Origin of the sequence: Saccharopolyspora antiqui (assembly GCF_052246905.1) — a bacterium.
In the GTDB taxonomy this organism is placed as follows: Bacteria; Actinomycetota; Actinomycetes; order Mycobacteriales; family Pseudonocardiaceae; genus Saccharopolyspora.
Genome location: NZ_JBQQBO010000001.1, coordinates 486,656 through 505,444, shown reverse-complemented (window position 1 = coordinate 505,444; position 18,789 = coordinate 486,656). Strand labels below are relative to the sequence as shown.

Below are 18,789 nucleotides of genomic sequence, written 5' to 3'. Positions count from 1 at the left end.
CTGGTGAAAATGGGAGGACGGGGGAGAGCGCGAATGCTTGGCTGGGCGGCTGTGAACGCTTCGCCGCTGGACGATCCCGTGTGGGCTTCGCTGACCGGTCCGCATGCCCGGTTCGCCGAACGATGTGGACAGGTGCTGCGCTATTCCGCCGACGTCGCGCCGTTCGTCGCCGTCACCGACGAATTCGACGACGGCTGGCGCGACGTCGCCGAGCTCGCCGGACCGGGCGGCACGGTGGTGTTCGCTGGTCGGCCGCGCACGCCCCCGCCGGGCTGGGACGTGTTGGAGCGGCTGCCGGGCGTGCAGCTGGTCGACGAGCGCGTGGTCGGCGCAGCCGACGCGGAGGCCGTGCGGCTGACCGCCGCCGACCTTCCGGAGATGCACTCCCTGATCGAGCGCACCAAGCCGGGGCCCTTCCTGCCGCGCACCCACGAACTCGGCACCTACCTGGGCATCCGGCGCGGTGGTGCGCTGGTCGCGATGGCCGGTGAGCGCATGCACCCGCCGGGTTGGACGGAGATCAGCGCGGTGTGCACCGATCCGGCGTTTCGCGGGCAGGGCTTGGCGACGCGGCTCGTGCTCGCGCTGGCAGCGAGCATCCACGCGCGGGGCGAGACGCCGTTCCTGCACGCGGTCGCGTCGAACACCGGCGCCATCCGGCTCTACGAGGCACTGGGATTCCGCCTCCGGCAACACCTGGTCTTCGCCGCCATCCGGGTTCCCGCGTCGTGAGCGCGAAGCTCCACGTGGTTGGCCGTGCGTGTCGGTGGCGTGGTCGTGGGCAGCGACCTCTAGCATTCGGTGGGTGGCCGCCTACGACGATCTTGATGCGTTCGAGCACTTGGACACCTCGACCCTGCCGCTGCGCCAGCAGCTGATCCTGGCCACGATCCGGGACTGGGTGATCAGGTACGGGTACTCGCCGAGCACTCGGCAGATCGGTGATGCCGTCGGCCTGCGGTCATCGTCGTCGGTGTCGAAACACCTGGCGAGCTTGGAGGAGAAGGGTTTTCTCCGGCGCAGCAACACCATGTCGCGGCCCATCGACGTGCGCATGTTCCTGTCGGAGACCCAGCCGAGGGAGACCGCCGATGACTCGGTGACCGTTCCCGTGGTCGGCGACATCGCGGCAGGGACGCCCATCTCAGCCGAAGAGCACGTCGATGACATCCTGACGTTGCCGCGCGAACTGACCGGGCGGGGCAACGTTTTCGGCCTGCGGGTGCGTGGTGACTCGATGATCGACGCGGCGATCTGCGACGGCGACATCGTCGTGGTGCGCCAGCAGCCCGAGGCCCACTCGGGCCAGATCGTCGCCGCGATGATCGATGGCGAGGCGACCGTCAAGGTGTATCGCCGCCGCGGCGGCCACGTCCACCTTGAGCCGTGCAACCCGGATTACGAGGTCATCGACGGTGACGACGCCGTCGTGCTGGGCACCGTCGTCTCGGTGCTGCGCAGCGTGTGAAGCCCGCATCGGCTGCGGGGAGCCACGGCGGTTCTCAGCCGTTGGGATCTTGTTCTGGTGCTCGATCCTTGCGGCCAGCCGCCTGTTCGACTGAGCCGGTGCGGAGACCGTGGCCAGATCCCGAGAACTGATCCACCTCACGCGGGAGTCGATTGGGTGTGGTCGCAACGCAGTCTGGCTGTAGCTCGGCGGCCATCACCCTGTCGTATTCGTCGAGATCGGAGTGGCTTCCGCCAGCGGCGGCGTAGTCGATTATCTGGAGGGGCAACGGTCCCGCCACTGCTCGGTCGGCCAGCGGACCCGGCCGCGTTGCGGTGCGGGCGAATTCGCCTGGTCAGTCGGCGAGGTGGGCGATCACGGCGTCGAGCACCAGCTTCGCGGAGCGGGGCATCGAGACGGCGTCCGGCCTGAGCAGCCACTGGATCTGCAGCCCGTCCATCACGGCGATCAGCGCCGCGGCGGAATCGATCACCTCGGGGTCGGCGGCGTCGCGGCCGGTTCGTTCCGCGAGCCCGGCCGCGATCGCCGCGCGCAGGCCCGCCATCCGGTCGCGGAAGTAGCTCTGGGCGGGATGCCCTTCCGTGGCGGATTCCGCCGCCAGCACTGTGAACGCCTGCACGATGCCCGGCTGCGACTCGTTCTCCCCGACCGTCTGGACGAGATGCGGCAGCAGCTCCGCGCCGTGCGGCTTGCTCCGGCCCGTCACTCCGGCGACCTCCTGGCCGTCCCGATACCGCAGCACGGCAAGCAGCAGCTGGTCCTTCGACCCGAAGTGGTGCAGCACGCCCGCGTGCGTCATCCCCGCGCGCTCCGCGATCTCGGTCAGCGACGCGTTGCGGAATCCGCGCTCGCCGAAAACCGCCAGTGCGGCCCGCAGCACGTCCTCCCGCCGCTGCGCCGTCCGGGCCTGCCGTTTGGGGCCGGTGCGCGGTTTGTCCGCCTGTGCGACGTGAGCACGCGGCGCGGTGGCGTCACCAGGCGGTTCGGTCACCGCGCTGCCGCGGGCGGGCGGCGCGTCCGCGCCATGCGTCCGCTGCTTCGCCCGTCGCTTGGTGTCGCGCGTCCGCCCGGCCCCGTCCGTCACTGCCGTGACCTCCTCTTCCCGGTGGATCAGCCCCGCCAGGCTAGCCTACGCGAATCACTTACTAACCTGTAAGTAAGTGTTCTCGACCCGCGGGAGTCCGAAGAATGAGCGAAGAACGGATCGAACGACTGCTGGCACGACTGCCCCTGGAGGACCGAGTCCGCCTGCTGACCGGCGAGACCGCGTGGAAGCTGTACGCGCTGCCCGAGATCGGCCTGCGGCAGATGACCGTCTCGGACGGTCCGATCGGTGTCCGCGGTGTCACCGAGCAGCGGCTGTCCTCGGCGCAGCTGCCCGCGCCCTCCGCGATGGCCGCGACCTGGGACGCCGAGCTGATCGCCGACCTCGGCAGGATCATGGCCGCCGAGGCCGTGGCGAAGGCCGCGGACGTGGTGCTCGCGCCGGTGGTCAACCTGCAGCGGACCCCGGTCGCGGGCCGCCACTTCGAATGCTTCTCCGAGGATCCGCTGCTGTCCGGCCGGATGGCCACGGCGTTCGTCGAAGCGGTGCAGGCCGAGGGCGTCGGGGTGTGCGTGAAGCACTTCGTCGGCAACGATTCCGAGACCGAGCGCACCAGCTACGTCGCCCGGATCGCGCCGCGCGCGCTGCGCGAGGTCTACCTCGCCCCGTTCGAGCAGGTCGTGCGCGACGGGAAGCCGTGGATGGTGATGGCCGCTTACAACGCCGTGGACGACGGCGTCGAGTCCTCGCCCGCGACCGAGCACGACCGGTTGTTGGCGGGGGTGCTCAAGGGCGAGTGGGGTTTCGACGGTGTGGTCGTCAGCGATTGGCTGGCCACCAAGTCCACGGTCGAGTCGGCCCGGACCGGCCTGGACCTGGTCATGCCCGGCCCGGGCGGGCCGTGGCGCGAGCACCTGCTCGCCGCGGTGCGCGGCGGGGAAGTGCCCGAGAAGGCGATCGACGAGAAGGTGCGTCGGCTGCTGCGGCTCGCCGAACGCGTCGGTGCGCTCGACGGCACCCCGCCTGCCGCGCCACGGAACTCGGGCGACGATCCGGCGACCGTCGCGACGCTGCGTTCGGCGGCGGCCCGCGCGACCGTGGTGCTGCGCAACGAGACTTCCCTGCTCCCGCTCCGCCCGGACATCCAGCGGATCGCGCTCATCGGCGCGAACGCGCTCGATCCGTTCGTCCAGGGCGGCGGCAGCGCGCACGTCGTGCCGCCGCACGTCGCCTCGCCGCTGGCGGAGATCGCGCGCGCCTTCCCGGATGCGGAGGTGACCGCGCATCGCGGCGGCACGACCAGGCGGCACCTGCCGCTGCTTGACGGCGGGGCGTTCGACGGCGGGGCGTTCGAGATCGAAGTCCTCGACGCCGCCGGATCGGTCGTGCAGCGGCGGACCGAATCGGCGCCGTGGTCCGGGCGCGTCACCGAGCTGCCGGACGCGGCCGACACCGTGCGCGTGCGCACCACGCTGCGGCCGACCGCACCCGGTGACCACCTCGTCGAGGTGGCGCCGGTGGGCAGGCACCACGTCTCGGTCGACGGGCGCACCCTGAGCGAGAGCGAGCGGATCGCTGGCCCCGAGGTGGTACTGGACTCGTCCGCCAATCACCCCGAGGGCGTCACCACCGCGGTCGAGATCACCGAGCCGCGCGACGTCGAGGTGATCGCCGAGGTCCAGGCCGTGACGCCGGGTTCGTTCGTCCGGTTCGCCCACGTCGAGGTGCGCCACCAGGAACCCGGCCCGAGCGTCGAGGACGAGATCGCCGAGGCGGTCGCCGCGGCGCGGCGGGCGGACGTAGCGGTGGTCGTGGTGGGCACCAACGACGAGACCGAGTCCGAAGGCTGGGACCGGCCGCACCTCGACCTGCCCGGCCGCCAGAACGACCTGGTGCGGCGGGTCGCCGAGGTCAACGATCGGACCGTGGTCGTGGTCAACGCCGGTGCGCCGGTGCTGCTGCCGTGGCTCGACGAGGTTCCGGCGGCGCTGTGGTGGTGGCTGCCCGGGCAGGAAGCCGGTGGCTCGCTGGCCGACGTGCTGACCGGGGCGGTGGAGCCGACCGGGCGGCTGCCGTGGACGTTGCCCGCGCGCGCGGCGGATGTGCCGGTGCCGCACGCGATCCCGGTCGACGGCGTGGTCGACTACGCCGAGGGACTGGACGTGGGGCACCGCGGCTGGGATCGGCTGGGCCGCGTCCCGGCCCGCGAATTCGGCTTCGGACTCGGGTATTCGACCTGGCAGTACGGCGACGCCGTCCAAACAGGACCGCGGCAGGTCACCGTCCCGGTGGTGAACACCGGTGCGCGTCGCGCCCGCGAGGTGGTCCAGGCCTATCTGACGGCGCCGGGCCAGGACCGGCCGGTCCGCTGGCTCGCGGGCTTCGCGGCGGTCGAGGTGGATCCCGGCGCTGCGGCCGCCGTGGCGGTCGACGTCCCGCAGCGGGCGTTCGAAATGTGGGACGAGTCCGCTGGCATCTGGCGGATTCCGGCGGGGGAGTACATCCTCCAGGTCGGGCGGTCCAGCCGTGACCTCCGGTCTTCGGTTCGGATCACCGTTGAAACCGCTTCGTGACGATTCTGGACCTAGGTGCACTTTCACATAGGTTGATTGGCCTCTACACTCGGGCCAGCTTTTCGGGGTACGAAGGAGTACGCATGCCCAATCGCTGGTCCTTCCGCGCAGCGGTGGCAGGCCTCGCGGCGACGTTGTTCGCCGCGAGCGCCTGCGCCTCGGCGCCGGTGGACACCTCGCAGGGGACCACGCTGACGCTCGCGGCCGCCGTGGACGTGAACTCGTTCGCGCCAGCGGACTCCCGCGACGCGCACTACGTGCAGTTCTACCAACCGGTCTACGACTCGCTGCTCAAGATCAGCCCGCAGGGCGAGTACCAGCCGATGCTGGCGACGTCGTGGCGCTACAACGCCGACAACACGGTGCTGCACCTGACCCTGCGCCAGGGCGTCGAGTTCAGCGACGGCCAGCCCTTCGACGGCGCGGCGGTCAAGGCCAACCTGGCAGCCACCAAGAAGGGGACCGGCACGGGAGCCACGGGATTCGCCTCGATCAAGGACATCGTGGTCAACTCACCGTCCGATGTGGACATCCTGCTGAGCAGGCCGGATCCCGGGCTCGTGCACCAGCTGGCGATGCCGGGCGGCATGATGGCCAGCCCCGCCGCGATCGAGGCCGGGACGCTCAAGACCACTCCGGTCGGCACCGGGCCGTACCTGCTCGATCCCGCCCAGACCACGCCGACGGTCCAGTACACCTACGTGCGAAACCCGCACTACTGGAATCCGCAGGCGTTCCCGTACGACAAGCTGGTGCTCAAGCCGATGACCGACACCACCGCGCGGCTCAACGCGGTGCGCTCCGGCCAGGTCGACGCCAGCTTCGGCGATCCGCTCACCGCGGCGGTCGCGCGCGAGGCCGGGCTGACCGTCACCGACACCCCCGGTCCCGGTTTCCAGGGCCTGTTCATCTTCGACCGGGCAGGCAAGATCGTGCCCGCGTTGGCCGACGTCCGGGTGCGGCAGGCGATGAACTACGCGCTGGACCGCGACGCGATCATCGGGATCATGACCGGCGGCGCGGCCCGCAAGACCGCCCAGCCGTTCAACCCGCAGTCCGGCGCCGCCGACCCCGCGCTCGACAACGCCTATCCCTACGATCCGGCCAAGGCCAGGCAGTTGCTGGCCGAAGCGGGCTATCCAGACGGCTTCACCTTGCCGATGCCGATGCCGCTGTACCCCAACGTGGCGCCGATCCTCAAGCAGTTGCTCGGCGCGGTCGGCATCGAGGTCGACTACGTGCAGGTGCCCGTCCAAGCGACGAACTCCGAGTACCTGTCCGGGAAGTACGCCGTCGTCTGGTACCAGCTGCAGTCCAGCGAACCCTGGCAGGCGGTGAACTTCTGGGGCTCGCCGAAGGCCTCCTGGAACCCGCTCAAGGTCGACGACCCGGACATCGACGCGCAGATCGAACGGGTGCGGCAGGCCACCGGGGACGCGCGGAACACCGAATACCACAAGCTTTCCCAGCTGTACGTGGACAAGGCGTGGTTCGCACCGGCCTACTTCCCGGACTCGGTCTACTTCTCCGCCCCGAAGGTCGAGGTCACGGCGCAGCGGTTGCAGATCGTGCCGTCGATCTACAACTACCGACCCGCCTCCTGACACCGTCGCGAAAGGACAATCCGGTGCTCGTCTTCATCGCGCGCAGGCTGATCGCGGGTGTGCTGCTCGTCTTCGCGATCGCCACGGTGGCCTTCTTCCTGCTCGCCGCTGGCGGTACGTCGATCGCGCGCACGCTGCTCGGCGAAACCGCCACCCAGGAGCAGATCGCCCAGAAGATGGCCGAACTCGGCCTCGACCGCAGCCCGCTCGTCCGCTACGGAGACTGGCTGGCCCACGCCCTGCGCGGCGACTTCGGCACGTCCTGGCTGTCGAACACCCGCGTCACCACGGCGCTGCTGGACCGGCTGCCGGTCACGCTGTCGATCGCGATCGGCTCGGTGGTCATCACCGCTCTGCTGGCGATCTGCCTGGGCGTGCTGGCCGCGGTGCGGCGGGGCTGGGTGGACCGGATCGTGCAGGTCCTGGCCGTGGCCGGGTTCGCGATGCCGGGTGTGTGGCTCGCGCTGCTGCTCATCCTGTGGCTGGCCGTCGACAACCAGTTCTTCCCGGCCACCGGCTACGTGCCGATGACCGGCTCGCTGGGCGGCTGGGCGCTGTCCATCACGCTGCCGATCGTGGCGATCGCGCTGAGTTCGGTGGCGGCCACCGCGCAGCAGATCCGCAGCGCCCTGCTCATCAACCTGGAGGCCGACTACGTGCGCACGCTGCGCAGCCGCGGGCTACCCGAACGCAGCGTGATCTTCCGGCACGCGCTGCGCAACGCCGCGCCCAACGCCCTGACCGTGCTGTCGTTGCAGTTCATCAACCTGCTCGGCAGCACGGTGGTCATCGAGAAGGTCTTCGCGCTGCCCGGGGTCGGCTCGATGATCCTCGACGCGACGGTCGCTGGCGACAGTCCGCAGGTGCTGGGTGTCGTCGTGCTGATGGTGCTCGTCGTGATCGTCGTCAACCTCGCCATCGACATCGCCATCGGCTGGCTCAACCCGAAGGTGCGTGCGCAGTGACCACTTCCCCGATGCCCACCGCCCCGCCCCGCCACGGCGTCACCGCGCGGCTGCTGCGCAACCCGCTCGGCGCCACGGCGCTGGTGCTGCTGTTCGCCGTGATCGCGGTCAGCCTGCTGGCGCCGCTGCTCGCGCCCTACGACCCGAACACCGTCATCCCAGGCATCGCGCGGTCATCCCCGGGCGCCGGACATCCGCTCGGTGGTGACGGCGCGGGCCGCGACGTGCTGTCCCGGCTGCTCCACGGCGGGCGCGAAACCCTGCTGGGCGCACTCGTCACCGCCGTCGTGGCGATGCTGATCGGCATCCCCAGCGGGCTCGTCGCCGGATACTTCGGCAAGGCCTTCGACACCGCCGCGAACTGGGTCTCGAACATGATCATCGCGATGCCCGGGATGGTGATCCTGCTGGCCGCGATCGCCGCGATCGGACCCAACACGATCGCGATCATGGCCGTGTTCGGCGTGCTGATCTCGCCGTCGTTCTTCCGACTGGTGCGCACGGCGGTGCGCAACGTGCGCGGCGAGCTCTACATCGATGCCGCGCGCATCTCCGGGTTGAGCGACGCGCGGATCATCGCGCGGCACGTGCTGCTGGTCGTGCGCGCACCGGTGATCATCCAGGCCGCGATCTGCGCCGGGCTCGCGGTGCTGATGCAGACCGGCGTCCAGTTCCTCGGCCTCGGCGAGCAGGACGTGCCGAGTTGGGGCCAGATGCTGGCCGACGCGTTCGCCAACATCTACTCGGCCCCGTACCTGGTGATCTGGCCCGGCCTGGTGATCGCGGTGACCGTGACCGCGCTCGCGTTGCTGGGCAACGGCTTGCGCGACGCGGTGCAGGACCGGCCCAAGCTCGCGCGGACCACCGCCGCGGCGCAGCCCACCAGGACGGCCGCAGAGGATTCGGGGCGGCTGCTCGAAGTCGGCGACCTGACGATCGCCTACGGTGACAAGACCGTCGTGCACGGCGTGTCGCTGGGGGTCGCCAAGGGCGAGGTGCTCGGCCTGGTGGGCGAATCAGGTTCGGGCAAGACGCAGACCGCGTTCGCCGTGCTCGGCCTCCTGCCGTCGGAGAGCACCGTCGTCGCCGGGAGGATCCGCTTCGACGGCACCGAGTTGTCCACTCTGGACAAACGGGAGCGCGGCCGGTTCCGCGGTCGGCGGATCGGCTACGTGCCGCAGGAGCCGATGTCCAACCTCGATCCGGCCTTCACGGTGGGCACGCAGCTGGTCGAACCGATGGTGGCCACCCTGCGCATCCCGCGCGCCCAGGCCCGGCGCCGGGCGCTGGAACTGCTGGAGCGGGTGGGCATCGCGGATCCGGCTGGCACGTTCGCCAAGTATCCGCACGAGATCAGCGGCGGGATGGCGCAGCGCGTGCTCATCGCCGGTGCCGTCTCGTGCGATCCCGACCTGCTGATCGCCGACGAGCCCACCACCGCGCTCGACGTGACCGTGCAGGCCGAGGTGCTCGACCTGCTGCGTGATCTGCAGCGGGAGCGGAACATGGCGATGCTGCTGGTGACGCACAACTTCGGCGTGGTGGCCGACATCTGCGACCGGGTGGCCGTGATGCGCGAGGGCGGCATCGTCGAGCAGCGGGACGTGGCGTCCATCTTCGCCACGCCCGAGCACCCCTACACGCGGTCGCTGCTGGACGCCAACGTCGAGGACATGCCCGCCCGCGCGCCGCTGGCGGCGGGCGCGGGTGAGAGGAGCCAGCTGTGAGCGAACCGCTGCTGACCGTGGACGGGATCGGTGTTTCCTTTCCTCGCAAGGGTTTCCGGAAGCCACCCGTCGAGGTGTTGCACGACGTGTCGATCGAGATCGCGCCCGGCGAATGCCTCGGCCTGGTCGGCGAGTCGGGGTCGGGGAAGAGCACGCTGGGGCGCGCCATCCTCGGCCTGGTGCGGGTCACCGGCGGCACGATCACCTTCGACAGGCAGCTGATCTCAGCGCTCGCGCCCAAGCAGCGGCGTGCGCTCGGCTCGCGGATCCAGGGGGTGTTCCAGGATCCGTACAGCTCGCTGAACCCGGCGATGACGATCGAGGACATCCTCACCGAGCCGCTGACCGCCGCGGGCACCGGCCGCCGGGAGGCGCGCGCCCGGGTGGCCGAACTGCTCGATTCGGTCGGGCTGCCCGGCGGTGCGGGGGAGCGGCTGCCGCGCGAGTTCAGCGGCGGCCAGCGGCAGCGCATCGCCATCGCCCGCGCGCTGGCCCTGAGCCCGAAGCTGATCGTGTGCGACGAACCGGTGAGCGCGCTCGACCTGTCCACCCAGGCGCGCGTCCTGGAGCTGCTGATCGACATCCAGGAGCGGACCGGGGTGGCGTACCTGTTCATCTCGCACGACCTGGCCGTGGTGCGCCACATCAGCCACCGGGTGGCCGTGCTGTACCGCGGCGAGATCGTCGAGACTGGCGGCGGCACGAAGGTCACCACCGAGCCGGAACACCCCTACACCAAGCGGCTGCTGCTCGCCGCGCCCGTGCCGGACCCGGCGGCGCAGGCGGCGCGCAGGAAGGCGCGGCGCGCGCTGGCCACCTGACCCGGCCGATGGGCTGGCCCGAGCCGGGTCAGCCCACCAGTTCCGCGTTGAGCGACCGCAGCGCGTCCGCCGACAGGCCGGGTGTCGTGAGCGCCAGCTGCCACGGCGACCGCCCGGCCACGCGTTCGGCGAAGCCCGGATTGGCCAGCATCGGCAGGTGCCGGAGCACGACCTCCCGGGTCCGCTGCTCGCCGAGCAACTCCCGCACCGGGGTGGTGACGTTGGGCCCGGCACCGGCGAACTCGGCCGCATCGGGCAGCTCCTGCTGCGACGCGGCCGCCTGTTCGCGCTGCGCCCGAACCTGCAGGTGATCCTCGGTGACCGGCCCCTCGGCGGGCAGTCCGAGCCGCTCGAACTGGCTCTCCGGCGCGTCGGCGGCCCGCATCAATGCCACGAGGTGGCCAGCCATGCGCAGCTCCAGCTCGTCGTCGATGAGCGGATTGCGCTGTCCCGGGTCGGTTTCCAGGTCGAACAGCAGGGTGCCGAACGCGTACGGGTTGCCCCAGGCCCGGCCGGGGATCCGCAGCACCGGGGCGCCCTTGGTGAACGGCAGCGGTGGCACCAACTCCGCGTCGGCGAGTTCTTCGGGTGCGAACCGGCTCGCCATGTGCGTCGGCATCAGGGTGTGCTCGAACAGCGGCTGGTTGGCGGGCGTCGCGGGCGCGCGCATGTACACGTACCGGCCGTCGGTGACGTTCACGTGCCCGCCGAACATGCCGAACAGGCCCGCTTCCCGCACCGGCGCGTCCACGGCGATGGTGTCGGCCAGCGGCCTGCCCCGCATCAGTTCCGGCACCGGCACCTCGAAGAAGTCCAGCAGCGTCGGTCCGAAGTCGACGGTCTGCACCAGGCTCGCCCGGCGCTGCCCGCGCACCCCGCTGCGCGGATCCCAGATGAACAGCGGCGTGTGGATGTTCTCGTCGTACCAGGGCTGCACGTTCTTGCCCCACCAACCGTGCTCGCCGAGCAGCAGTCCGTGGTCGGTGCACACGATGAGCATCGTGTCGTCCCACATCTGGTGCCGGTCCATCGCGTCGAGCACTCGGCCCAGCGAGGCGTCGCACATGGTGAGCAGCGCGCTGTACTCGGCTCGGACGCGCCGCACCGTTCGCTCGTCCTCGGCCACCCTGCGGTAGTCCGGCCAGTCGTAGTGCTCGCCCGCGTAGTCGTGCAGGTAGTGCGCCCGGTGCTCGTCGTAGCTGAAGAACGGCTCGTGCGGGTCGAAGCACTCGATCTGCAGGAACCAGTTCCGCTCGGCGCGGTTGGTCTCCAGGAACTCCAGACCCGCGTCGACGGTGCGGGTCTGCGGGTGGTCGGCCGGGTCGCGCAGGTACTGGCGGTTGATCCAGTCCTGCCGCCAGGTCGCGCCGGAACGCCAGCTGATGGTGTCCGGGATGTCGGGGTCGGCGACGTGCCCCTTCCACTTGTCGCCTTCCTGACCGCGGCAGAACTCGTAGGTCCGGTAGCGGTTGTGGTAGGTCGCGCCGCCGTCCTCCCAGTAGTGCTGGTGGTCGGTGACCAGATGCGGGTAGATCCCGTGCCGGGACAGGATTTCCGGCACCGAGTCGTCGAACGGTTCGAGCGGGCCCCACGACCGGTGCAGGAAGTTGTGGCGCCCGGTGTGGATCTCGCGCCGGGCCGGGATGCACGGCATGCTGCCGCCGTAGCAGGTGTCGAACGTCGCGGTGCGCTCGCTGAGCCTGGTGAAGTTCGGGGCGTGCACCCCGGTCGCGCCGTAGGGCGGCAGGAACCGGCGGTTGAGCGTGTCGAACATGAGCATGATGGCGCGCATACGCGGGGTCTTCTCCTCACTCGGCCGGATTGGTGATCTGCGCGGCGTCTAGGGCGACCAGCATTTCCTCCAGCCAGTTGATCCACGCGTCGATCTCGGCCATGCCGCGGATGTGGGACAGCTCGAAGAGCAGGTTCGCCCGGTCGATGTCGACCTCGGGGATGGGATTGATGTACTGCTGGGTGCGGTCGCGGCCCCGGTACCGCGCCACCTGGTCCTTGCGGGCCTGCAGTTCCGTGGTGATGAGCTCGCGCAAGCCGACCGGATCGACGATGCCGCCGAAGACGAAGCGGACCAGGAAGTCGGCGTCCTGGAACCGCGACGGCGGGACGTACGTCGAGCGGGCCCAGCGCAGCAGCTCCGCGCGGCCGTCGTCGGTGATGCTGTAGAGCTTGGCGTCGGGCCGCTTCTCCCGCGGGTCGACCTTGTGCGTGATCCAGCCGTTGCCCTCCATTCGCGCCAGCAGGCGGTAGATCTGGCTCTGGTCGGAGTTGGAGCGGAAGAACTTCCCGCCCCCGGCAAGCCACTTCTTGAGGTCGTATCCGCTGTGCGGGCGCAATGCGAACAGGCCGAGCAACAGGTACTCGAACTTCACCGGTCGGCCTCCAATATAGGACTATTCACCTAGTGGAGATAGTAACCGCCATGGAACGCGCAGGGCAAAGAACTTGCCCCGGTCCCCACCGCGGGCGGAACCAGCGAGCCGCGCCGCCCCCAAGCGCACCACGAACCGCGTCCCGTTCCTCGTTCGAGTGAGGGGTGAAGGGCACCTTTTACCAACTTACTTGGCGAAAGGTGCCCTTCACCTCGGCCTCATCGGGTGAAGCCGGGTGGGGAGGTCAGGGGGTGTAGGTGCCGGTGGGGAAGGTGAAGACCGCGTAATTTCGGCCGTTGTTGGTGAATTCGGTCAGTTCGGTCATTCCGAGGTGGCGGTGTACGGACATCGACTTCTCGTTGGTGTGCTCGACGAACAGCACCGCGTGGGCGTACCGGTCGGCGAGGTTGGCGTCCACCGCGGCGAGCAGGAGCCGCAGGACGCCTTTGCCGCTGTGGCGGGGGTCCACGACGACCGGTCCGTAGAGGAAGAAATCGCTCGTCAGGCCAGCGGCGCGGGCTGCGTCGACCGTCAGTCGCGGGGGACCGCCGTCGTGGTCGTCGGCGGGGGAGGTGATCGCGAATCCGGCCAGTTCGCCATCGTTCTCGGCGACGTAGACGCCCGTGGTGGCTTCCAGCGCCGCGAGCTTCCGCTCGTCGAAGCTGCCCTGCACGAAACCGCGCTTGGCGCGTTCTTCCGGCGACAACTCCAGCCCGCGTGCGCTGTCGAGCAATTCCATGATCCGGCGGTGGTCTGCTGGCCCGGCGGTTCGCACTGACATCGTCATGATGCCTTCCTACCCGCCCGGGCCGAGGTCAAACGCACCGAGGGTCCGGGTAGTGCGTCATGCCGTGGCGTGCTGGTGGAATTCCTTGTGGAAGGTGAAGGTTCGGCGCTCGTGCTGGGTTATCCGCTGGAAGATCTCGCTGCGCCACGGGGTGTTGGTCGCGGTCCGGTATTCCTCGGTGGCGAAGGCCGCCGGGTCGGTGAGCTCGTGCAGCGCGAGGAACGCCGGTCCTGCTCCGGTGACCTTGCGGTAGCGGCGGATCCGCTGCCACCCCGGGATCGCCAGCAGCAGCGGGATGTGCTCCTGCTCGTACCACCGGGTCAACTCGGCCTCGAAGTCGGTCGGCACCGTCACGGAAACGGCCACGATCGTCGGCGCGGGTTGCGAGGTCTGCTCGCCGTGGTCCGCCAACAGCTCGTGGACACGTCTGTCCAAAGTGGTCAAAGTGGCGATGACCGCGCGTTCCCGAGCGCTTCGTTCGGCGCGCAACCGCTGGTACTGCTCGGTTTCCAGCACTTCGAGAGCCAGCTCGTAGGTGGCCAGCCAGCTCGGCGCCTGCCCGTCCGCCGCGCGGTACCGGCGTGCGGTGCGGATGCCCGGGATGCCCATTCGGGCGGGTGCGTGTTCGGTGTCGTACCAGTCGTGGAACTCGGATTCCTGGCCGGGTGCGGGTTCGGACAGTACGAAGAGCATGCCTTCAGCCATCGGTTCTCCCTGTGGCGCTGGTCTTGCGCGGAGTGCTGCTGCCCGGCGTAGCCGCCGTTACGTGTGGATGATCTCGGCCGTGATGGCGTCCGCGTGCTCGCGAACCAGCGGAGCGCACCGCTCGCGGAGTTCTTCGGCCGACATGCGCGCCGCGTTGACCGAGATGTTGAGCGCGGCGATGACGCCGTCGCGGTCCCGGACGGGCGCGGCGACCGAGCGGACACCTTCTTCGCGTTCGCCGTCGATCAGGGCGAAGCCGTCTTCGCGGACCGCCATCAGGGCTTCGCGCAGTTCACCGGGGTCGATGATCGTCTGCGGGGTCAGCGCCTTGAGGTCGACTTCCCGGAAGTAGTCGTCGATCGCGGCGTCCGGGAGCGCGGCGAGCAGCACCCGGCCGAGCGAGGTCGGGTAAGCCGGTAGCCGGGAACCGATGTTGAGCGTCATCGACACGCTCCGGGGGCTCGGAACCCTTGCCAGGTAGACGATTTCGGTGCCGTCCAGGGTCGCCAGCGAAGAGGATTCCCGGGTGGAGTTCGACAGGCTGCGCATGTGCGACTCGGCGTGTTCCCACCACGGGGAGGCGGACAGGTACCCGTAGCCCAGCCGCATCACCTTCGAGGTCAACCGGAATCGGCGGTCCTGCTGGGTGGCGAAACCGACCCGGGTGAAGGTGAGCAGCAGCCGCCGCGCGGTGGCCCGGGTCAGGCCGGTGAGTTCGGCGACCTGGCTGATGCTCAGCTCCGGATGCTCCGCTGAGAAGACCATCATCACCTGGAACGCTTTGTCGACGGAGTCGATGAAATCCGGGTCTTCGCGTGACACTCCTGGCTCCCCCGTTGATCGTCTTGCACCTTGCGCCGCCGGGCGAAATCTACCGCCACGTCGCGGCGCCGACGAACGTTGTTCCTCGCCAGCGCCGCACGAGGCGACTCGAAAACAGGTTTTCAGCGCGGGAAGTCGAAACATTCGGTGGGGTTGTCGACCAGCAAGCGCTGCCGCCGCACGGCGGTGGGGGCGATCTCGGCGAGGAGGTCGACGAGGTCGCCGTCGTCGGGCACGAAACCGTGGGTGTTCGGGTGCGGGAAGTCGGTGCCCCACACGACCCGCTCGGGCGCCGTCTCGGCCAGCAAGCGGGCGAGCGCGGCCGAGTCACCCATGTCCGGCGGCGCGGTGGCGAGGCGGTCGGCGCCGCTGAGCTTGACCCAGATGCGCCCGGTGTCCAACAGGCGCCGCAGCGCTGTCACCGCAGGTGATTCGAGGCCTTGCCGCAGGTCGACGCGGGCCATGTGGTCGATCACGACCGGTAGCGGCAGCGACCGGACGAAGTCCTCGTGTTCGGCGATCCCGTCGTCGGCCACGTGCAGCGCGATGTGCCAGCCGTACGGCCGGACCAGCTCGATGATCGCCTCGACCGCCTCCGGCGAAGGGGCTGGTCCGAGATGCGGGGTGAAGTGCAGCCGGGCGCCCCGCACCCCGGCATCGTGCAACCGGGCGACCTCGGCGGGACTGGTGTCCGGGCGGATCAGCGCGACACCGCGGTAACGACCGGCGCCTTCGGCCAGCGCGGCCACCAGCGAGGCGTGGTCGGCGCCGTGCGCCGCCGACTGGACGATCACCGCTCGGCGAAATCCCAGCAGGTCGTGCAGCTTCCGCAGATCCGCCAGCGGTGCTTCGGGCGGCGTGAAGGTGCGGTCGGGGGCGTACGGGAACCGGTCGGTGGGCCCGAAGATGTGGCAGTGCGAGTCGCAGGCGCCCGCGGGCAGGTCGATCGTCGGGGCGTGCGGGGACGGATGCGGCCCCGGGTTGGCGGGGGTGCTCATCGGGTCCTCCTGTTCAGTCGCAGCGGGCGGTCATGCCGCCGTCGACGACGATCTCGGTGCCGGTGATGAACCGCGCTTCGTCGGAGGCGAGGAACAGCGCGGCGTGGGCGGTGTCGCGGCCGTCGCCCATGAAGCCGAGCGGGATGCGCGCTTGGCGCTGGGCGAGCAGCGCGTCGACGTCGCCGCCGGTGCGCTGACCGGCGAGCCGGGCCTCGACCATGGGGGTGTGCAGTTGGCCGGGGACAACGGTGTTGACCCGGATCCGATCCGGCGCGTGTTGCACCGCGACCACCTTGGAGAGCTGGATGACGCCCGCTTTCGCCGATGCGTAGCCGACCTGGGCCGAGCCGGTCCAGCGCAGCCCGGAGGTGGAGGCGATGTTCACGATCGCGCCGCCGCCCTGTTCCGCCATGACCGGGATGACGTGCTTGCACCCCAGGTAGGCGCTGGAGAGGTTGGCGTCGAGCTGGGCGTGCCAGGTCTGCTCGTCGAGCTCGACGGGCCCGCCGTGGCGCGATCCGCCGACGTTGTTGACGAGCACGTCGACCCGGCCGAACGCGCCGAGGGCGGCCTCGACCATGCCCGCGACGGCCGCGGAGTCCGTGACGTCGCAGGTGTGCGCCACCGCGGTGCCGCCTCCGTCGGAGATCATCTGCAAGGTCGGCCGCAGCGGATCGGTGTCGCGGTCCACGACCAGCACCTTCGCGCCTTCGCGGGCGAAGACCACCGCGGTCGCCCGGCCGTTGCCCCAGCCCGGCCCGGCGCTGCCCGCGCCCGTGACGATCGCGACCTTGCCCGCCAAACGACCGCTCATGCCCGGTCCGCCTCTCCGCGATTCACAGTGGTGGTTGCGTCCAGCCCGATCTCCCGTTGCGTGGTTTCTGGTGGCTGGTTTGCGTCACGGTCCCCTGGGGTGCGGTTGAGGAGGACTGAGGTTGACACAGGGCTGCTCATGCCACCACTCCGTTCCGGTTGCCCGGTTCGTCCTGCTTTCCGACGTGCAGGGCGATCAGGAACCGGGAGACCATGTTGTAGGCGGCGATCGTCGCGGTGAGCTCGACGATGCGCTGGTCGCTGAAGTGCTCGCGCAGGGCGTCGAAGATCTCGTCGGGTACCGCTACGGATCGGGTCATCGCATCGGTGTAGGCGAGCGCGGCGCGTTGGGGTGCGGTGAGCGCCGCGGCGGCGTCGGCGGTTGCGTCGGTGCGGAGCGCGCCGGTTCGGGTCAGTCCCGCGGCGTGCGCGATCGGTTCGTGCGCGTTCCACTCGTAGTCGGCGCCGTTGACCGCCGCGACGCGCAGGATGGCGAGTTCCCGGATGTCGGCGGGCAGGCCGACGCGGGTGCGGACCGCACCGAGCAGGCTGTTCCAGCCGTCGGCGATCGGCGGGCTGTGCAGCAGCATCTGGTCCAAGGGCGTGAGGTGCCCGCCGCGGCGCTCGCGGATCCGGTCGGCGATCTCGCCGTCGCCGCTCTGGTAGTCCAGGCGTGCCATCGATGTTCCTTTCGTTTCGAGGAGGCGGGGTCAGCGGGGGTCGCCTGCGCGACTGGCAACGTCGTCGGCGGGCGTCTCGGCGTTCGGCAGGGGCGCGACGGGTTCGCGGTTCAGGACCGCACGCGCCCGGTCGGCGTCTAGGCAGTGTTCCCAGCGCGCGACGACGATGCTGCCCATGATCTGCCCGGACAGGCTGACCAGGCCGCGCATGGTCGACAGGAAGCGGTCGATGCCCAGGATCAGCATGATCCCGACGACGGGGACCACCCCGGTCGTCGACAGCGTCGCCGCGAGGATGACGAAGCCCGCACCGGCGACTCCCGCGCTGCCCTTCGAGGTGATCAGGAAGACCGCCAGCAGCGCGATCTGCTGCCACAGCGACAGGTCGACGTTGAACGCCTGCGCGATGTAGAGGGAAGCGAAGCCGAGGTAGAGGCACACGCCATCGCCGTTGAACGCGTACCCGGCGGGCACGACCAGCCCGACGATCCGCTTCGGCGCGCCGAGGTGCTCCAGCTTGCGCATCAGCTGCGGCATCACCACCTCGTAGTTCGAGGTCCCCAGCGTGATCAGCAGCTCGTCCTTGAAGTACCGGTAGATCTTGAGGATCCGCAGCCCGCACATGCGGGCGATCAACCCGAACACCAGCAGGCCGAACGCGATGCCGCTCGCCCAGAACAGGACGATCACGCTGCCGAGGCTGGTCAGCGTCCCGATCCCGAACTTGCTCGTCGTGTAGGCCATCGCGCCGAAGGCACCCACCGGCGCCAGGTACATCACGAGCTTCACCACGCCGAACACCGCGTCGCCGACCCGGGCTATGCCGCGCACCAACGGCTCGCCGCGCTGTCCGAGCGCCTTGATGGCGATGGCGAACAGGATCGCGATCAGCAACACCTGCAGGACGTTGCCCTCGGTGAACGCGCCGACCACGCTGTGCGGGATGATGTTGACCAGGAAGTCGTACCAGTGCTGGCTCTCGCCGCTCTGCAGGTACTTCTGCGCGGAACCCGATACCTGCAGCGCGTTCGGATCGGCGTTGAGCCCGCGACCGGGCCCGAACACGTCCATCACGACCAGACCGGCGATGAGCGCGATCGTCGTGACGACCTCGAAGTAGACCAGGGCTTTCACCCCGACCCGTCCCACCGAGGTCAGCTCACCTGCGGACGCCACGCCGGTGACGATCGTGCAGAACACCACGGGCGCGATGAGCATCTGGATCAACGAGATGAACCCGGTACCGACCGGTTCGAGTGCGGCGCCGACTCCGGGCGCGACGAGGCCGAGCGCGGCACCGAGTGCGATCGCGATGAGAACGGTTACGTAGAGCTTCGTTGTGAATGCGCTGCGCAGCAGTGATCGCATCGACACCTTTGTCTCCTGTGCGACAG

At 69.9% G+C, this 18,789-nt stretch carries 17 protein-coding genes; 7 read left to right on the top strand and 10 right to left on the bottom strand.

Translation table 11 applies throughout. The annotated features are described in order from the left end of the window. Positions 1-51 precede the first annotated feature (51 nt). Positions 52-732 carry a GNAT family N-acetyltransferase gene (locus ACTWQN_RS02285; protein WP_443201605.1) on the top strand — a complete coding sequence of 227 codons (681 nt, stop codon included), beginning with the start codon at positions 52-54 and terminating at the stop codon, positions 730-732. A gap of 73 nt (positions 733-805) precedes the next feature. Further along, complete coding sequence (gene lexA, locus ACTWQN_RS02280; RefSeq protein ID WP_443201604.1) at positions 806-1,468, top strand: transcriptional repressor LexA; 663 nt, start codon at positions 806-808, stop codon at positions 1,466-1,468. 334 nt (positions 1,469-1,802) lie between these two features. Here lexA and ACTWQN_RS02275 read toward each other — a convergent pair whose 3' ends face one another. Continuing rightward, a complete protein-coding gene (locus ACTWQN_RS02275) occupies positions 1,803-2,552 on the bottom strand; it encodes a TetR/AcrR family transcriptional regulator (RefSeq protein ID WP_443201603.1) in 750 nt (249 codons plus the stop codon). Positions 2,553-2,656: 104 nt separating this feature from the next. On the opposite strand from ACTWQN_RS02275, the gene ACTWQN_RS02270 reads away from it, so the two are divergent. From ACTWQN_RS02270 to ACTWQN_RS02250, 5 genes are all read left to right on the top strand, one after another. Next, the gene (locus tag ACTWQN_RS02270) at positions 2,657-5,086 is read left to right on the top strand and encodes a beta-glucosidase family protein (protein WP_443201602.1); all 2,430 of its coding nucleotides are present in this window, start codon (positions 2,657-2,659) and stop codon (positions 5,084-5,086) included. Between the two features lie 83 nt (positions 5,087-5,169). Next, entirely contained in the window at positions 5,170-6,690 is a 1,521-nt protein-coding gene (locus tag ACTWQN_RS02265) for an ABC transporter substrate-binding protein (RefSeq protein ID WP_443201601.1), read from the top strand. 23 nt (positions 6,691-6,713) lie between these two features. Continuing rightward, on the top strand, positions 6,714-7,655 hold the full coding sequence (locus tag ACTWQN_RS02260; RefSeq protein ID WP_443201600.1) for an ABC transporter permease: 942 nt from the start codon (positions 6,714-6,716) through the stop codon (positions 7,653-7,655). Further along, entirely contained in the window at positions 7,652-9,382 is a 1,731-nt protein-coding gene (locus ACTWQN_RS02255) for an ATP-binding cassette domain-containing protein (RefSeq protein WP_443201599.1), read from the top strand. The genes ACTWQN_RS02260 and ACTWQN_RS02255 overlap by 4 nt, the downstream gene beginning before the upstream one ends. Beyond that, positions 9,379-10,203: an ATP-binding cassette domain-containing protein gene (locus tag ACTWQN_RS02250; RefSeq protein ID WP_443201598.1), complete on the top strand. Its 825-nt coding sequence runs from the start codon at positions 9,379-9,381 to the stop codon at positions 10,201-10,203. The genes ACTWQN_RS02255 and ACTWQN_RS02250 overlap by 4 nt, the downstream gene beginning before the upstream one ends. Before the next feature lie 28 nt (positions 10,204-10,231). On the opposite strand, the gene ACTWQN_RS02245 is transcribed toward ACTWQN_RS02250, so the two are convergent. The 9 genes from ACTWQN_RS02245 to ACTWQN_RS02205 all read right to left on the bottom strand — a co-directional run bounded on the left by ACTWQN_RS02245 (position 10,232) and on the right by ACTWQN_RS02205 (position 18,763). Next, positions 10,232-11,995, bottom strand: coding sequence for a sulfatase family protein (locus ACTWQN_RS02245; protein WP_443201597.1), 1,764 nt, complete (start codon positions 11,993-11,995; stop codon positions 10,232-10,234). 16 nt (positions 11,996-12,011) lie between these two features. Beyond that, positions 12,012-12,590 (bottom strand): PadR family transcriptional regulator, encoded by a 579-nt coding sequence (locus ACTWQN_RS02240; protein WP_443201596.1) that lies wholly within the window; start codon positions 12,588-12,590, stop codon positions 12,012-12,014. Positions 12,591-12,834: 244 nt separating this feature from the next. Beyond that, positions 12,835-13,377, bottom strand: a complete 543-nt coding sequence (locus tag ACTWQN_RS02235) for a GNAT family N-acetyltransferase (RefSeq protein WP_443201595.1) — start codon at positions 13,375-13,377, stop codon at positions 12,835-12,837. 57 nt (positions 13,378-13,434) lie between these two features. Then, on the bottom strand, positions 13,435-14,082 hold the full coding sequence (locus tag ACTWQN_RS02230; RefSeq protein ID WP_443201594.1) for a hypothetical protein: 648 nt from the start codon (positions 14,080-14,082) through the stop codon (positions 13,435-13,437). Positions 14,083-14,139: 57 nt separating this feature from the next. Further along, positions 14,140-14,904, bottom strand: coding sequence for an IclR family transcriptional regulator domain-containing protein (locus tag ACTWQN_RS02225; protein WP_443201593.1), 765 nt, complete (start codon positions 14,902-14,904; stop codon positions 14,140-14,142). A gap of 122 nt (positions 14,905-15,026) precedes the next feature. After that, positions 15,027-15,902 carry an amidohydrolase family protein gene (locus tag ACTWQN_RS02220; protein ID WP_443201592.1) on the bottom strand — a complete coding sequence of 292 codons (876 nt, stop codon included), beginning with the start codon at positions 15,900-15,902 and terminating at the stop codon, positions 15,027-15,029. A gap of 13 nt (positions 15,903-15,915) precedes the next feature. Then, complete coding sequence (locus ACTWQN_RS02215; protein WP_443201591.1) at positions 15,916-16,716, bottom strand: SDR family NAD(P)-dependent oxidoreductase; 801 nt, start codon at positions 16,714-16,716, stop codon at positions 15,916-15,918. A gap of 136 nt (positions 16,717-16,852) precedes the next feature. Continuing rightward, the gene (locus ACTWQN_RS02210; RefSeq protein ID WP_443201590.1) at positions 16,853-17,395 is read right to left on the bottom strand and encodes a carboxymuconolactone decarboxylase family protein; all 543 of its coding nucleotides are present in this window, start codon (positions 17,393-17,395) and stop codon (positions 16,853-16,855) included. 30 nt (positions 17,396-17,425) lie between these two features. Further along, positions 17,426-18,763, bottom strand: coding sequence for a cation:dicarboxylate symporter family transporter (locus tag ACTWQN_RS02205; protein ID WP_443202005.1), 1,338 nt, complete (start codon positions 18,761-18,763; stop codon positions 17,426-17,428). Between the last annotated feature and the right edge of the window lie 26 nt (positions 18,764-18,789).

Coding starts and splice junctions, on each gene's coding strand:
- ACTWQN_RS02270 (WP_443201602.1), top strand. CDS start 2,657: ATGAGCGAAGAACGGATCGAACGACTGCTGGCACGACTGCCCCTGGAG.
- ACTWQN_RS02265 (WP_443201601.1), top strand. CDS start 5,170: ATGCCCAATCGCTGGTCCTTCCGCGCAGCGGTGGCAGGCCTCGCGGCG.
- ACTWQN_RS02245 (WP_443201597.1), bottom strand. CDS start 11,995: ATGCGCGCCATCATGCTCATGTTCGACACGCTCAACCGCCGGTTCCTG.
- ACTWQN_RS02235 (WP_443201595.1), bottom strand. CDS start 13,377: ATGACGATGTCAGTGCGAACCGCCGGGCCAGCAGACCACCGCCGGATC.
- ACTWQN_RS02230 (WP_443201594.1), bottom strand. CDS start 14,082: ATGGCTGAAGGCATGCTCTTCGTACTGTCCGAACCCGCACCCGGCCAG.
- ACTWQN_RS02220 (WP_443201592.1), bottom strand. CDS start 15,902: ATGAGCACCCCCGCCAACCCGGGGCCGCATCCGTCCCCGCACGCCCCG.
- ACTWQN_RS02215 (WP_443201591.1), bottom strand. CDS start 16,716: ATGAGCGGTCGTTTGGCGGGCAAGGTCGCGATCGTCACGGGCGCGGGC.
- ACTWQN_RS02210 (WP_443201590.1), bottom strand. CDS start 17,395: ATGGCACGCCTGGACTACCAGAGCGGCGACGGCGAGATCGCCGACCGG.
- ACTWQN_RS02205 (WP_443202005.1), bottom strand. CDS start 18,763: ATGCGATCACTGCTGCGCAGCGCATTCACAACGAAGCTCTACGTAACC.